We start from the raw sequence: 14,463 nt of genomic DNA on the forward strand, positions 1-14,463 counted from the left end.
CCGCCCCGTCGTTTTTTAAGCCAAGTAGAATTGGCATGATCAAGAAGTTCCTTTGAAGGAGAACCATGGCCAGCTTTGTAGACCGCGTAGTGCTGCACGTTTCGGGCGGTACAGGCGGCCATGGTTGCGTGTCCGTCAAGCGTGAAAAGTTCAAGCCGCTGGGCGGGCCCGACGGCGGCAACGGCGGCGACGGCGGCGACGTCATCCTGCGTGTTGACTCCCAAACCACCACCCTGCTCGATTACCACCACGCCCCCCACCGCCATGCCACCAACGGCGGCAACGGCATGGGCGACTGGCGCGCCGGCAAGACCGGCGAGACGCTGATCCTCCCGGTTCCGGACGGCACCGTCGTGAAGAACAAGGACGGCGAAGTGCTGGCGGACATGGTCGGGGAGGGCTTCGAATACATCGCTGCCGCCGGTGGCCAGGGCGGCCTCGGCAACTCCTCCCTTTCCTCGCAGAAGCGCAAGGCCCCCGGGTTCGCGCTGCTGGGTATTCCCGGCGAGGAAGCGGACATTGTCCTGGAGCTGAAGTCCATCGCCGACATTGCACTGGTGGGCTTCCCGTCCGCCGGCAAGTCCTCGCTGATTGCGGCCATGTCCGCGGCCCGCCCGAAGATTGCCGACTACCCCTTCACCACGCTGATCCCGAACCTCGGCGTCGTCCAGTCCGGCGATGTGCGCTTCACCGTGGCGGATGTGCCCGGCCTGATCGAGGGCGCCTCCGAAGGCAAGGGCCTCGGCCACAACTTCCTGCGCCACGTCGAACGCTGCGCCGCCCTGGTGCATGTGCTTGACTGCGCCGCCCTGGAGACGGACCGCGACCCCATCGGCGACCTGGAAATCATCGAGCGCGAACTCGAGAAGTACGAAGTGGACATGAGCTACGCCGGCACCGACGGCGACGTCGTGCCGTTGAACCGCCGCCCGCGCCTGGTCGCACTGAACAAGGTGGACGTCCCCGACGGCCGCGACATGGCCGAATTCGTCCGTCCGGAACTGGAAAAACGCGGCTACCGCGTGTTTGAGGTCTCCGCCTCCAGCCACGAGGGCCTTCGTGAACTCGGGTTCGCCATGGCAGGGATCGTCAAGGACGCCCGCGACGCCGTCGAGCAGGCTCCGCCGCGCATCCAGCCGCCGGTCCTGAAACCGCGCGGCGTCAACTACAAGGGCGGCTTCATGATCCGCCGCGAGGAACGCAACCTTGAGCCGCTCTTCCGCGTGCTGGGCGAGAAGCCGGTGCGCTGGGTCCAGCAGACCGACTTCACCAACGATGAAGCCGTGGGCTACCTGGCCGACCGCCTCGCCAAGCTGGGCGTGGAGGAGAAGCTGTTCAAGGAAGGCGCGAAGCCCGGCGACGCCGTGGTGATCGGCGAGGGCGACGGCGTCGTCTTCGACTGGGAGCCGACCATGATCGGCGGCGCGGAACTGCTCGCTGCCTCCCCGCGCGGCAGCGACATCCGCGTGGAGGACTTCTCCCGCCCCACCCGCGAAGAGAAACGCGAAGACCACCAGAAGCGCAAGGATGCCCGTGCGGCGGCCCGCGCGGAACTCGAATCCGAGCGCCGTGCCGGCATCTGGACCGAGTCCGTGAACTACAAGCACAACTCGCGCCCCGCAACGGCCGATGAAGCGGCAGAGGGTAACGAAGGGGAGTAACCCCTTCACAGTCCGGCCACGGAGGAGGCTCAGCGCTTAGGCTGGGCAGGTTATGAGTGAACTGACCGAATCACCCCCGCCTGCCCGCCGTGCGCTGACCTCCCGTTCCGGATTGGCGCGCGCCCGGCGCGTGGTGGTGAAAGTAGGCTCCTCGTCGCTGACTTCCGTGGCCGGCGGCATCTCCGATGCGGCGCTGCGGTCCCTGGCGGACGTGCTGTCCGCACGGCACGCGCAAGGCACCGAGATCATCCTGGTCTCCTCCGGTGCCATCAGCGCCGGGCTGGCCCCGCTGGGCCTGGCACGGCGCCCCGCGCAGCTTTCCTCCCAGCAGGCGGCCGCCAGTGTGGGGCAGGGCCTGCTGATGGCCCGGTACACGGCTGCGTTCGGGGCCCACGGCGTCACCGTGAGCCAGGTCCTGTTGACCATCGAGGACCTCATGCGGCGTACCCACCACGCCAACGCGCACCGCGCCATGGAACGGCTCCTGAACTTCGGTGTACTGCCGATCGTCAACGAAAACGACGCCGTCGCCAGCCACGAAATCCGCTTCGGCGACAATGACCGGCTCGCCGCCCTCGTGGCGCACCTGGTCAAGGCCGACGCGCTCATTCTTCTTTCCGACGTCGACGCCCTCTACGACGGTCCGCCCGGCGAGGGTGCGCGCCGCATTCCCGAGGTCACCGGCCCGAAGGACCTTGCCGATGTACGCATCGGCAAGGTCGGCAAGGCAGGGGTGGGCACCGGCGGGATGGCCACCAAGGTGGAAGCGGCCACCATTGCCGCAGAATCCGGCATTCCCGCATTGGTGACCTCCACGGCCAACGCCGCGGCCGCGCTGGCCGGTGAGGACGTCGGCACCTGGTTCACCACCCGCGGGCGCCGCCAGTCCATCCGCCTGCTATGGCTGGCGCACCTGGCCCGGATCCAAGGCACCCTGGTGCTGGACGACGGCGCCGCGCGCGCTGTGGGGGAGCGGCACCGTTCGCTGCTGCCGGCAGGGATCGCCTCGGTGGAAGGACGCTTCGAACCCGGAGACGCGGTTGCCCTGGCCGATACCGCCGGCCGGGTGATTGCCCACGGGCTTAGCAACTACGGGTCCGATGAACTGCCCTCCATGCTGGGCCGTTCCACCCGGGAACTGTCCCGTGAGCTCGGCCGCGGCTACGAACGCGCCGTGGTGCACGTGAATGACCTGGTTCTGCTGCACCAGGCCCAAACCGCCGTACCCGCCCCTGAAACCGGTGCCGGTCCTACACTGGAGGCATGAATTCCGTGAACACAAGCGAGGCAAGCGTCGGCACCGGCACTGACGGGACAGCCGCAGCGCCGGAGCCCGAAGCCGGTGCGGTCTCCGCGGAGAACGTCGAAGCGCAGGTCCACGCCGTGGCCGACCGTTCCAGGGCTGCCGCGCGGCGGCTCGCGCGCGCCAACCGGGCCTGGAAAGACCGCGCCCTGCTGCGGATTGCGGACAACGTCAGGGCCGGACGGGAAGTGATCCTTGCGGCCAATGCCCGGGACCTGGCCGCCGGCCGCGAAAACGGCACCTCTGCAGCCATGCTGGACCGGCTCGCCCTAACGGCTGAACGCATTGCCTCCCTCGCGGCGGCACTGGAGAACCTGGCCGGCCTGCCGGACCCGGTGGGCTCCGTAGCCCGCGGCCAGACGCTCCCCAACGGCTTGCGGCTGCGCCAGGTGCATGTGCCCATGGGCGTGGTCGCGGCCATTTACGAAGCCCGGCCCAACGTCACCCTGGACATTGCCGGTCTGGCGCTGAAGAGCGGAAATGCGGTGATCCTGCGGGGCGGCAGTGCCGCCGCGGCCACCAACGAGGTGCTGGTGCAGATCATCCGGGATTCACTCGAGGATGCCGGGCTGCCCGCGGACGCCGTGCAGAGCGTGGACCGGTACGGCCGCGAAGGCGCCGCTGTCCTGATGAAAGCCCGCGGCCGGGTGGATGTGCTGATTCCCCGCGGCGGCCGCTCGCTGATCCAGTCCGTGGTTACCAATGCCACCGTTCCGGTGATCGAAACGGGGGAGGGGAACGTGCACATTTATCTGGACCGCACCGCACCCGTGGAAATGGCCGTCGAGATCCTGCTGAACGCCAAAACCCAGCGGCCCAGTGTCTGCAACACGGTGGAAACCCTGCTGATCCATGAGGCAGCTCCGGCCGCTCCCGACGTCTTGGCTGCCCTCGCGGCGGCCGGGGTGCGCCTGCACGCCGATGCCCGGGCCATGACTCTGCTGCCAGACGGCGTCACTGCGGCACCTGCCGACGACGCCGACTGGGGGCGCGAGTACATGGATCTTGACCTGGCTGTGGCGGTGGTGGACAGCCTGGACGAAGCTGTGGACCATATCCGGCGCTGGACCACCGGCCATACCGAGGCGATCATCACCAATGACTTGGCCAACGCGGAACGCTTCATAGCCGAGATCGACTCGGCGGCAGTGATTGTGAACGCCTCTACCCGCTTCACGGACGGGGGAGAGCTGGGACTGGGCGCCGAAGTGGGCATTTCGACCCAGAAGATGCACGCCCGCGGGCCCATGGGACTGAAGGAACTGACCACCACCAAATGGATCATCCAAGGCGACGGACAGATCCGCGGCTAGCGGCAGCCAACCGCGGCCGGGAGCGGCCCGGCTGCGATGTGCATCCCGTTACGCGTACCATTGACTTAGAAACCGAACGCCGGCCACCCGGCGGAACCTACAGATCCCTAGGGGAGATACATGCTGATCCAGCTTACGGGCGCCGTGCTTCATGCTGCGGAGATGGCCGAAGAACACCACGTCGAGCTTCCGGTGTCCCCGTACGTCTACGGCGGGGTCATCATGGCGCTGCTGCTGCTCCTGATGCTCGTCACCGTGTCCTTCACCAACGTCGGCAACCGGCACGAGGCCGAAGCGGAGCATGTGGATCCCCAGCGCCAGTTCGCGAACAAGCATGACCACGGCCAGGCAATCCAGGACTGACGTACCCGGTGCAGTCAGCGGAGGCATTTATCCCCATGGGTGAGCCGCAGCGGACAGACGTCAACGGAAAACGAAGGTTCCGTCTGGGAGTCATGGGCGGCACGTTTGATCCCATCCACCACGGCCACCTGGTGGCGGCAAGCGAAGTGGCAGACCGGTTCGACCTGGACGAGGTGGTTTTCGTACCCACCGGCGAACCGTGGCACAAGCCGGCGGCGCAGCAGGTAAGCCCGGCGGAACACCGGTACCTGATGACCGTCATCGCGACGGCTTCGAATCCCCGGTTTACTGTCAGCAGGGTGGACATTGACCGGCCCGGGCCCACGTACACCATTGATACACTGCGGGACCTGAAGGCGGCACGGCCCGAGGCCGATCTGTTCTTCATTACCGGAGCGGATGCCATGGCCCAGATCCTTTCCTGGAAGGACATCCAGGAGCTGTGGTCCCTCGCCCACTTTGTGGGGGTCACCCGGCCCGGGCACGTCCTGGAAAACATGGGGCGGGAGGACGTATCCCTGATGGAGGTGCCGGCCATGGCAATCTCTTCCACGGACTGCCGCCGCCGAGTGGTTGAGGGCAAGCCCGTCTGGTACCTGGTGCCGGACGGAGTGGTGCAGTACATCGCCAAGCACCGCCTCTACGCCGCCGGCCGGAATACTCCGGACCCGGCGGAAACCGAAACAGTAGCGTAAACAAATACCGGATGGGTAGGAAATGACTAACGGTCCAGAGTCCGCGCCGCGGCGCAGCCGCCGGGCGGCTGACGTACCGGTCGATTCCCCGGCGGGGCCGCGGGAACGGGAGTCCCAGCAGCGCGCCCGCGACCGGGAAGCGTTGCGTGCGTCCAAGGCCCTGGCCGAGACGCAGGAGCGCCGGGACAACGGACGCGACACCGGAACGGCTCCGCCTACCCGCCGGCAGCTCAGGCTTCAGCAGCAGCGCGCTGCAGAGGCCGGGACCGCCGCCGTGCGTGGATCCGTTGCCGCCGCAGACCCTGCACCTGCTCCCGTCGAGCCCCTGCGGCGCGAACGGCGCCGCGCGCCCGAAACCTCCGCACCGGATGTCCCCGCACCGGCCCCCTCCACGCCGCCCTCGCGGCGCAGCGCCCGCAAGGCTGCTTCCCCGGAGGCAGTTGCCCGGGACGCAGTTACCCGGGAGGGTGCAGCTTCTGAGGCCGGGAACCGCCCGGAAGCCAAGCCTGGCGACACCAAGTCCGCCGAAACCAAGCCTGCCGATGCCCAGCCGGCGGACACCAAGCCGGCGGACACCAAGGCCGCCGAAACCGGACCGGCCCGCGGCGCGGACCCTAATGCCGACGTTGCGGGCATGAGCGTTGAACAGGCACTGGCTGCCCGCCAGGCGCTGGAAGGCCAGGCCCGCAACCACGTTGCGGCCATGGAGGCCATGGCCGCAGATGACCCGGACGCCGTCGACCAGGAACTGCTGGCCCAGCAGAAGGCTTTGGCGGAGCGCGCGAAGGTCCTCAACCGCCGGACCGAAGCCATCCGGAAACTCTCGCAGGAGAACGAGCGGCGCAAGCCCTCCTCCAGCGATCCCACCACCGCCCACAACCTGGCGATGGTGACACCGCTGGAATTCGTGAAGGTTCCGGGGATGGAACACCCGGTCATGAAGGCGCCGCCCACGTCGCATGTGCCGATTGTTACTTCCGCCACGCCCCAGGTCGGTCCCGCGGGCCCGGCCGCCCGTTCCATGCCCGCAGTCCCGGCGAACGGTCCGACCCAGCGCCCGGCCGCGCCCCGCCGCAGTTCGGCGGACGCCTCGGATGTGCGGCACTCGCGCATCTTGGCCCGCGCCGACGCGCTGGTCAATGCACCCCTCGAATCCGAAGAAGCGGCGCGTCCTGTAGGCGCCCGCAGCGCCTTCGGGCTCGACCCCCTCGATGTTATGACGGCCGGACTCGGCCGTACCCGGAGGCTGCGCTTTGCAGTCTTCGGTGTTGCAGGTCTGGGCACGCTTGCCCTGATCGTCGGAGTACTAATGATCGTCGGCGGCCTTGGCGGCTGACCGATTTCCCCAAGGAGACACACTTTGAGCGCCACCGAATCTTCCATTGACATTGCACGGGCGGCGGCCAAAGCGGCGTCGGACAAGATTGCCGATGACATTGTCGCCATTGACGTAAGCGAACGCCTGGCCATCACGGATGTCTTCCTCATTGCATCGGCCTCGAACGAGCGCCAGGTCAACGCCATTGTTGACGGCATTGAGGAGGAGCTGTCCAAGAAGGGCCTCAAGCCCGTCCGCCGCGAAGGACGCAGCGAAGGCCGCTGGGTGCTGCTGGACTACGCCAACGTAGTGGTACACGTCCAGCACGAAGAAGACCGCGTCTTCTACGCCCTTGAGCGCCTGTGGAAGGACTGCCCTGTGGTGGATCTCCAGCTCGAAGACGCCTCCGCCGCGGCCGAGTCAGAGTAAGCCTGCCCGTGAGCGCTCCAGCCCCCTGGGATCCCGGTTCTGCGTCGCGGCGCGTGGTGTTTTGGCGCCACGGCCGCACCGAATGGAACCGGGTGGGGCGCTTTCAGGGGCAGCAGGACATTGCCCTTGATCCCTCCGGTGTGCGGCAGGCAGCCGAGGCGGCCGCCGTGCTCCGTTTCCTGGAACCTGCTGCGATCGTCTCGTCCGATCTGGGCCGTGCACTGAACACGGGCAGGTCCCTCGGTGCGCTCCTCGGCCTCGAGGTCGCCCAGGACAAGCGCCTGCGGGAGACCTTCGCCGGGACGTGGGAGGGCCGCACCTTTGCGCAGATCGGCGAGCAGGACGCCCCGCTGCTGGCTGCATGGTCAGCCGGCGTGGGCAGTGTCCGGGCCGGCGGCGGTGAAACGCGTGTCGACGTCGGCACGCGCGTGGCCGCAGCCGTGAACGACGCCGTTCAGGGCGTGGAGCCCGGCGGCACGCTGGTGGTGGTCAGCCACGGGGGAGCCATCCGTGCCGGCATCTGCGCACTGCTGGGACTGCCCGCTGAGTCCTGGGCCGTAATTTCCGGGGTTTCCAACTGCCACTGGTCCGTACTGCAGGAAGTTCCCGACCGGCGCGGGCAGCCCGCGTGGCATCTGACCCAGCACAACGTTGGGCTGGACTCGCTTCCCACCGGACCGGTGGAGGGCTGAGAAGCGATTTTGCGCTCCTGCGGATTTGTACTAAGGTAGAGGAGTTGCTTCGCCCCAATGAGGGGAAAAACGGGGTAAACAACCAATAGTTTTGGGGCTGTGGCGCAGCTGGTAGCGCACCTGCATGGCATGCAGGGGGTCAGGGGTTCGAGTCCCCTCAGCTCCACCAAAACCTTCGGGACACCGAAGGATTTGCGGTGGAAACACTGAAAGTTTGGGGCTGTGGCGCAGCTGGTAGCGCACCTGCATGGCATGCAGGGGGTCAGGGGTTCGAGTCCCCTCAGCTCCACCAAGCAAAACTCCATAAGTGTCAAAAACTAAATAAGCGTCAACAGACATTTCCAGGAAATTAGCCTCGCCGGCCGGCGGGGCTTTTTTGTGTCCGCGATTCTATGCCGCCGGTCCGGCGCCATAGGTTTTTGCAGTGAGCCGGTGATGCAGATCACATATTCCCCCGGACATGGCCCTTCCCCGATCAGCTCTGCTGCCCTAGGGTGTTTATTGTCAGAGTGACAATAAATATGGAGGACGACATGAACGCAGTACTGGATTGGATGAACTCCCCGGCAGCAACGCTGCTTGGAGCACCGGTCAGCTGGATCGAAGTCATCGGGTTCGTTACCGGTGCAGCCTGCGTCTACGGCGTTGCCCGGCAAAAGTCCTGGAACTGGCCGGTCGGCATCGTGAACAACGTGGCGTTCATTGTGCTGTTCTTCGGTGCCGGACTGTACGGGGAGACACTGCTGCAGGCTGTGTTCGCCGCTGTATCGGTCTACGGCTGGTACAACTGGGTGCGGGGCGCCAAAAGCACGGACGGAAAGGGTGACCTACCCATCCGTGACGGCCGCAGGGCTGAGATTGCCGGCGGCCTCGGCGCCGTGGTGCTGGCTACCGTGGGCATTGCCCAGATCCTCCTGCACGGCACTGATTCCCAGGTTCCCTGGCCGGACGCCTTCGTCCTGGCAGCTTCGCTGCTGGCTACCTTCTGGCAGGCCAAGAAGATCTTCCAGCACTGGTACGTGTGGATTGTGATCGACCTGGTCAGCATCCCGCTCTACTTCTCCCGCGGACTTAACCTCACCGCCATCCTCTACATCGGCTTTACCGCCCTCTGCGTCTACGGTCTCGCGGGCTGGACGCGTACCCGCAAGGCAGCGGAGACGAGCACCGGCATGGGGAAGGTCGCGGCATGAACCGCTTCGGGCAGGGAGTAGTCATCGGCAAGTTCTATCCGCCGCATGCAGGCCACCGTCACCTCATAGCCGCCGCCGCCGGGCAATGCACCGGTCTCGCCGTCGTTGTCCTGGCCAGCCGGTTCGAAAGCATCAGCATGGAGAACCGGGTGAAGTGGCTGGCGGCGGAGTTCGAGGGTTCAAACGTCACGGTCATCGGCATGCCCGATGACTGCCCCGTGGACTACGGCTCCCGGGCCATCTGGAAGGCGCACAACGAGGTGCTGCGCCTGGCCCTCAAGATGAAGGGCATCACGGCCGTAGACGCCGTGTTCAGTTCCGAGGATTACGGCCGGCAACTGGCAGGGGATTTCGGTGCGGCCCACGTGATGGTGGACCGGGAGCGGATGGACCATCCGGTCAGCGGAACCCTCTGCCGTGATGACCTCCGCGCTGCCTGGGCCGACGTCATCGGGCCTGCCCGGCAGGACCTGGCCGTGCGGATCATCGTGGTTGGCGCCGAGTCCACCGGGACCACCACCCTTGCCGCGGCCCTGACCGGGCACTATCGGAAGAGCTACCCGGATCTGGCCGACGTGCCGGAATACGGCCGCCAGTTCACGTACGACAAGTTCGCTGCGGCGCAGGCGGCGGACCCCGACGCCGTCCTCACCGACATGGTATGGACCGCCGCGGACTTCGCACACATCGGCGAGCGGCAGAACCAAATGGAAAACGATGCAGCCGACCGGTGTCCGCTGGTTATAGCCGACACGGATGTGATCACTACCGCGCTCTTCGAACGGGTATACATCGGCGAACAGAGCTACGGCTCCTACCTTGCCGTTGAGCGTATTCCACGCCGTGACCTCTACCTCATCACCGACCACGAGGGAGTGCCGTTCGAGGACGACGGCTGGCGTGAGGCAGAGCATCCGCGGGCTGAGATGACCGAATGGTTCAAGGAGGAACTCACCGCGGCAGGCGCGTCCTGGATCCTCGTTTCCGGCACCCGGGAAGAGCGCCTGGCCACGGCAACTGAGATCATTGACTTGATCATCGCCCGGCGGAACCACTTCACCTCCCCGCCCTGGGCAACCCGCACCGTACTGGCAGGACGCTGATGGACACTGAAGAAGAACGGTTCCTCAAGGACTACATCCCCCGGGAGTATCCCTCCGTTGCCCTGGCCGTGGACCTGGTGGTCTTCGCCGTCACCGGGGGTACCTTGAATGCCGCCTTCGTGCGCCGCGGCGCACATCCCTTCAAGGGCTCCCTGGCCTTGCCCGGCGGATTTGTTTCACCGGACGAGGACGCCTTGACCGCCGCCTGGCGGGAGCTTCAGGAGGAAACCGGGCTGGAGCTGGGGGCGCACCGCGCCCACGTTGAGCAGCTGGCTACCTTCAGCGCACCGGCGCGTGACCCCCGGATGCGGGTGGTTTCCGTTGCCCATCTGGCGCTGCTGGCAACCGACGGCCGGGCACTGCCGGACCTGGAGACCGGGAGCGACGCCGCATCGGCGCAATGGCTGCCCGTATACGACGTCCTGGCCCGGGAAAGCCTGGCCTTTGACCACCGGGAGATCCTTACCGCCGCGCTGGACCGCCTGGCGGGCAAGATCGAATACACGCTCACTGCCGCCAGGCTCCTGCCGGAGGAATTCACGCTCAACCAGCTCCGCCGCGCTTATCAGGCGGTATGGAACACGAATAAGCTCGACGCCGGGAACTTCACCCGGAAAATGACCGGCGCGCTGCAGGACACCGGCCGAAAAGTCACCCGGGGAAAGGGCGCCCCCGCGTCGGTGTTCACTGTCAAGGACGAGTACTTAAGTCCGCCGCTGATCCGCCCGGCAGCGTAGCCGCACGGCCGGGGCGCAGGCGGTGCAGGACCCCGGCAACAATGAGTCCCTGCCCCGCGCAGTAAGTCAGCATCACCATGGCACTGGTCCAGCCGGGCATGGCATCGGGCATGAAAATCCGGAAGGACAAGATGGTGTCCGATGCCAGGAACAGCACGCCGCCGGCGGCCACCACCGGCCCGCAGCGCGACGCCGTTGCTGCGGTTCCGGCCAGGACAATCCCGTAAGCGGCCACTGCGAGGGACAGCGAACCGAGGACCGGCCACAGCACCACCAGCATCAGCACCCACCAGAGCGGATACACCAGCGCCCAGCGCGGGAACCGGCGGCCGGCTGCGTACCGGGCCATGAGCCAGATGTAGCAAAGGTGAGCGATGCCAAAGGAGCCCAGCATGACCGGCAGCTCAGGTGCAAACGGGACGAAGGTGGCGGCGCCGTCGCCCAGCCAGGAAAACAGCAGCGCCCCGAACAGCAAGGCTGCGGGCAACAGGGCGGGGCGCGCAGCTTCGGCGGGGCGCGCAGTTTCGGCGGATGGCTCGCCGGTCTGCTGCTGCTCGGAGGTGCCGGCACTGCGCAAAGCCCATACTGCGGCGACCGCGAGCAGTGGCATCAGGGCCAGCTTGGTGGGGCCGGCGAGATCGTCGGCACCCGCGGCGCGGGCTCCGACATGGATCGCCGAGAGCACGGCAAACGGTACAAACCCCCACCACCGGGAGGGGGACAGGGCTCTCTTCTGATGTTCCGGCGCGGTGGGCACGGCACTCCTTCGGGTCGTCTGGGGCCCATGCTACGGGGTGTGCGCCGTCTTTTCCGGCAGGCCGGTGCGTTCTCTTTACGGACCCAGCACCCGCTCCAGATAAGCGTTCCCGAAGACCCGGTCCGGGTCCAACTGGTCCCGGACGGCAAGGAAATCAGCAAAACGCGGATACCGCTCCGCCAGGGCAGATGCGTCCAGCGAATGCATCTTGCCCCAGTGCGGACGGCCCCCGTGGGCGAGCATCACTGCCTCCACTGCCGCGAAATACTCCCGGCAGTCCTCACGGTAATAGCGGTGCACTGCCAGGTAGGCGGTGTCCCGGCCGTAAGCCGTGGACAACCAGCGGTCATCCGCTGCCGCCCAGCGCACCTCCACTGGAAAGGAAATCCGCCACCGGTGCCGGTCAATTACCTGCCGCAGGGCATCGAATACCGCAGGCAGCCGGTCTGCGGGCACCGCGTACTCCATTTCCCGGAACCGGACGGTGCGCCGCTGGGTAAAGACCCGGGGCGAGGCATCGGAGTACTCACGCCCGCCAAGGAGCCGTGCAGCGGTTTTATTCACGGCGGGTATCACTGCCGGCACCGCCACACCGGCAGCACAGGCGGCACGGAAAACGGTGTTGGAAAGCAGTGTTTCGTTGATCCAGCGGTCGGCGGGGCCCAGCGGCCTGCGCTGCGCGGTTTCCGGCAGCCGGGTGTTGGTTTTCGTAGCCGCGCGGTCCGTGTGGGGAAACCAGTAGAACTCGAAATGGTCCGCCGCCTTCACCCGGTCCGGCAGCCCCTGAAGTACCTCGGCCAGCGGCTCGGAGCGTTCCTCGGCATGCAGGACAAACGCGGGCACGCACTGCAGGGTGATGTCGGCGATGACGCCAAGTGCCCCCAGCCCGAGGGCAGCGGCGGGCAGCAGGGGATCGCCGTCGGCAAGGGTGAGCACGCCGCCGTCGGGCTGGATCAGCGTCAGCCCCGCCACTTGGGTGCTGAGACCGCCGAAACCGGCCCCCGTCCCGTGCGTACCCGTGGACACCGCACCGGCAATGGACTGCCGGTCAATGTCGCCCAGGTTCGGCATGGCCAGCCCGTAGGGCGCCAGCAGGTCCGGTATCCGGTGCAGCCGGGTGCCCGCGTGCAGCCGCACGCGCCCAGTTCCCGGCTCCACCCCGATCAGTCCCTGCAGGCGCTTCAGGTCCAGCAGGACTCCATCCGTGGCGGCAATAGCGGTAAAGCTGTGCCCTGCCCCCACTGCCTTGACCCGGCTGCCCGCGGCTGCGGCCGCGGCGACCGACCGCTGCAGGGCGGCGGCGCTGTCCGGCTGCTCCATCTGCAGGGGAACGGCCGATACGCTGCGGCCCCAGTTCCGCCACGGGCGGGCAGTCTTTCCTCCGGAGATGCTCACAGGAACGCCTTTCCCTCGCCGCGGTAAGTAGGCAATTCGGCGACGATGCGCCCGGCTTCCACCACGTGGTATCTCGTGACGTGTTCGGCGGGTTCGCCGCTTTTTGCGTGCCGGAACCAGACGCGGTCCCCGGCGCGCAGGGCGGCAGCGCCGGCTCCGCGCAGGGGCGTCTGGACTTCTCCGGCGCCTTCGCGGGGCAGCAGGCGCAGGCCCTGCGGCCACACCGGCTGCGGACTGCGGCCCGGCCCCGGCGGACCGGAGGCAATCCAGCCCCCGCCGAGGACCGTGGCGATCTGCGGTGCGGGGCGCCGTACGACGTCGAACGCATAGGCCGCCGCGGGAGCGGGAGTAAAGGCGCGGTAACCGTCAAAGAGACGACCGGCGAACAGGCCGGATCCGGCGGTCATCTCGCTGACCACAGGGTCGGCACGGGTAGCCTCGAGCGAACCGGTGCCGCCGCCGTTGACGAATTCAAGATCCGCGACGCCGTGCAGCCTGGCCGTAATCCGGCCGCGGCGTTCGCGGAGCTCGGTCATGGACCGGGGCTGGATCCGGCGCATCATGGCATTCATGGGACCGGCACCCGGAACCGCGTCTCCGATCCCGGCTATTTGGGCTTCGTACATCATCAGCCCCACCAGCCGGAATCCGGGGCGGTCGGCAATACGGGCACCCATCCGCACTGCGTCGGCAGGGCGGTGCAGGGGAGAGCGGCGGGTGCCGATGAAGCCCAGGACCGGCGCACGCCATGAGGCGTCCGCATCCAAGCAGATCCGCAGTTCGGGACGCCGGGAGGGCGGGAGCACGGCGTCCACCAGGTCAAGCTGGGCCTCGTCGTCAACCATTAGCGTGACCCGGGAAGCAAGGAGTTCGTCCGCCAGCAGGCGTTCCAGCGCGGGGCGGTCGGTGCTCGGATAGCCCACCAATACATCATCACAGCGCTCGGCCAGCCATAAGGCTTCTGCCAGGGTGTAGGCGAAAACCCCGCGGAAACCCGGATGCTGCAGCAGCTCCTCCATGACTGAGCGGACCCGCAGCGACTTGCTGGCGACCCGCAGCGGTATCCCGGCGGCCCGCCGCAGGAGGTCCGCCGCATTCCAGCGCAGCGCCTCCAGGCCCAGAACCGCCACGGGTGCCGGCAGTGCCGCCGTCGCACTGGAAAGGCCCGGCCAGTACTCCCCGGTGTCCAGCCATGGCTGCGGAACGGCGGTGCCGTACGCCGCCGTCCCGTCCGGGCCGGCATGCGGGACCAGCCGCAGTCCGGCGTCCCGAGGCCCGCCGTCGACGTGCTCTGCCATGGTGTGCTCCTTTGTTTGGCAACACCATAGGCGGGGATTCCGCAGCCGGAGAGCCTAGGCGCGCAGGCGAACGACAGTCAACCGCGGCCACGGTAACGGTACGGTCACAGACAAACACCAGCCTTCCGGGTTAGGCTAGTCACATCTGTAGAGCGAATCCGCTCGTTAGGGCGGCTGGGAAGTCGTAGAGACCACCAGAAGGCCGC

Annotated in this window: 14 protein-coding genes and 2 tRNA genes; 13 read left to right on the forward strand and 3 right to left on the reverse strand. The window is 67.2% G+C overall.

Annotation, left to right across the window (positions count from 1 at the left end; translation table 11 throughout):
- The first annotated feature begins 65 nt into the window (after positions 1–65).
- The 13 genes from obgE to LJ754_RS07730 all read left to right on the forward strand — a co-directional run bounded on the left by obgE (position 66) and on the right by LJ754_RS07730 (position 10,807).
- Positions 66–1,661, forward strand: coding sequence for a GTPase ObgE (gene obgE, locus LJ754_RS07670; protein ID WP_227926138.1), 1,596 nt, complete (start codon positions 66–68; stop codon positions 1,659–1,661).
- 52 nt (positions 1,662–1,713) lie between these two features.
- A complete protein-coding gene (gene proB / locus LJ754_RS07675; protein WP_227911619.1) occupies positions 1,714–2,928 on the forward strand; it encodes a glutamate 5-kinase in 1,215 nt (404 codons plus the stop codon).
- Entirely contained in the window at positions 2,925–4,277 is a 1,353-nt protein-coding gene (locus LJ754_RS07680) for a glutamate-5-semialdehyde dehydrogenase (protein ID WP_227926139.1), read from the forward strand. The genes proB and LJ754_RS07680 overlap by 4 nt, the downstream gene beginning before the upstream one ends.
- Positions 4,278–4,397: 120 nt before the next feature.
- Entirely contained in the window at positions 4,398–4,640 is a 243-nt protein-coding gene (locus LJ754_RS07685; protein ID WP_227911617.1) for a hypothetical protein, read from the forward strand.
- Positions 4,641–4,675: 35 nt separating this feature from the next.
- The gene (gene nadD, locus LJ754_RS07690) at positions 4,676–5,335 is read left to right on the forward strand and encodes a nicotinate-nucleotide adenylyltransferase (RefSeq protein ID WP_227911616.1); all 660 of its coding nucleotides are present in this window, start codon (positions 4,676–4,678) and stop codon (positions 5,333–5,335) included.
- Positions 5,336–5,357: 22 nt separating this feature from the next.
- Complete coding sequence (locus tag LJ754_RS07695) at positions 5,358–6,671, forward strand: hypothetical protein (protein WP_227926140.1); 1,314 nt, start codon at positions 5,358–5,360, stop codon at positions 6,669–6,671.
- Between the two features lie 24 nt (positions 6,672–6,695).
- Positions 6,696–7,082: a ribosome silencing factor gene (gene rsfS / locus LJ754_RS07700; RefSeq protein ID WP_227911614.1), complete on the forward strand. Its 387-nt coding sequence runs from the start codon at positions 6,696–6,698 to the stop codon at positions 7,080–7,082.
- Between the two features lie 8 nt (positions 7,083–7,090).
- On the forward strand, positions 7,091–7,774 hold the full coding sequence (locus tag LJ754_RS07705) for a histidine phosphatase family protein (protein WP_227911613.1): 684 nt from the start codon (positions 7,091–7,093) through the stop codon (positions 7,772–7,774).
- 93 nt (positions 7,775–7,867) lie between these two features.
- Positions 7,868–7,943 (forward strand) — tRNA-Ala (locus tag LJ754_RS07710).
- A gap of 47 nt (positions 7,944–7,990) precedes the next feature.
- Positions 7,991–8,066 (forward strand) — tRNA-Ala (locus tag LJ754_RS07715).
- A gap of 241 nt (positions 8,067–8,307) precedes the next feature.
- Positions 8,308–8,967 (forward strand): nicotinamide riboside transporter PnuC, encoded by a 660-nt coding sequence (gene pnuC, locus LJ754_RS07720; RefSeq protein WP_227911612.1) that lies wholly within the window; start codon positions 8,308–8,310, stop codon positions 8,965–8,967.
- Complete coding sequence (locus LJ754_RS07725) at positions 8,964–10,070, forward strand: AAA family ATPase (protein ID WP_227911611.1); 1,107 nt, start codon at positions 8,964–8,966, stop codon at positions 10,068–10,070. The genes pnuC and LJ754_RS07725 overlap by 4 nt, the downstream gene beginning before the upstream one ends.
- Positions 10,070–10,807 carry an NUDIX hydrolase gene (locus tag LJ754_RS07730; protein WP_227926141.1) on the forward strand — a complete coding sequence of 246 codons (738 nt, stop codon included), beginning with the start codon at positions 10,070–10,072 and terminating at the stop codon, positions 10,805–10,807. The genes LJ754_RS07725 and LJ754_RS07730 overlap by 1 nt, the downstream gene beginning before the upstream one ends.
- On the opposite strand, the gene LJ754_RS07735 is transcribed toward LJ754_RS07730, so the two are convergent.
- The 3 genes from LJ754_RS07735 to LJ754_RS07745 all read right to left on the reverse strand — a co-directional run bounded on the left by LJ754_RS07735 (position 10,761) and on the right by LJ754_RS07745 (position 14,257).
- Positions 10,761–11,564, reverse strand: a complete 804-nt coding sequence (locus LJ754_RS07735) for a lysoplasmalogenase family protein (RefSeq protein WP_227926142.1) — start codon at positions 11,562–11,564, stop codon at positions 10,761–10,763. The two genes, LJ754_RS07730 and LJ754_RS07735, sit on opposite strands and share 47 nt — an antisense overlap.
- Positions 11,565–11,639: 75 nt before the next feature.
- Complete coding sequence (locus LJ754_RS07740) at positions 11,640–12,959, reverse strand: D-arabinono-1,4-lactone oxidase (protein ID WP_227926143.1); 1,320 nt, start codon at positions 12,957–12,959, stop codon at positions 11,640–11,642.
- Positions 12,956–14,257 (reverse strand): alanine racemase, encoded by a 1,302-nt coding sequence (locus tag LJ754_RS07745; protein WP_227926144.1) that lies wholly within the window; start codon positions 14,255–14,257, stop codon positions 12,956–12,958. The genes LJ754_RS07740 and LJ754_RS07745 overlap by 4 nt, the downstream gene beginning before the upstream one ends.
- Positions 14,258–14,463 lie beyond the last annotated feature (206 nt).

The organism is Arthrobacter sp. zg-Y40 (genome assembly GCF_020731535.1).
Lineage (GTDB): Bacteria > Actinomycetota > Actinomycetes > Actinomycetales > Micrococcaceae > Arthrobacter_B.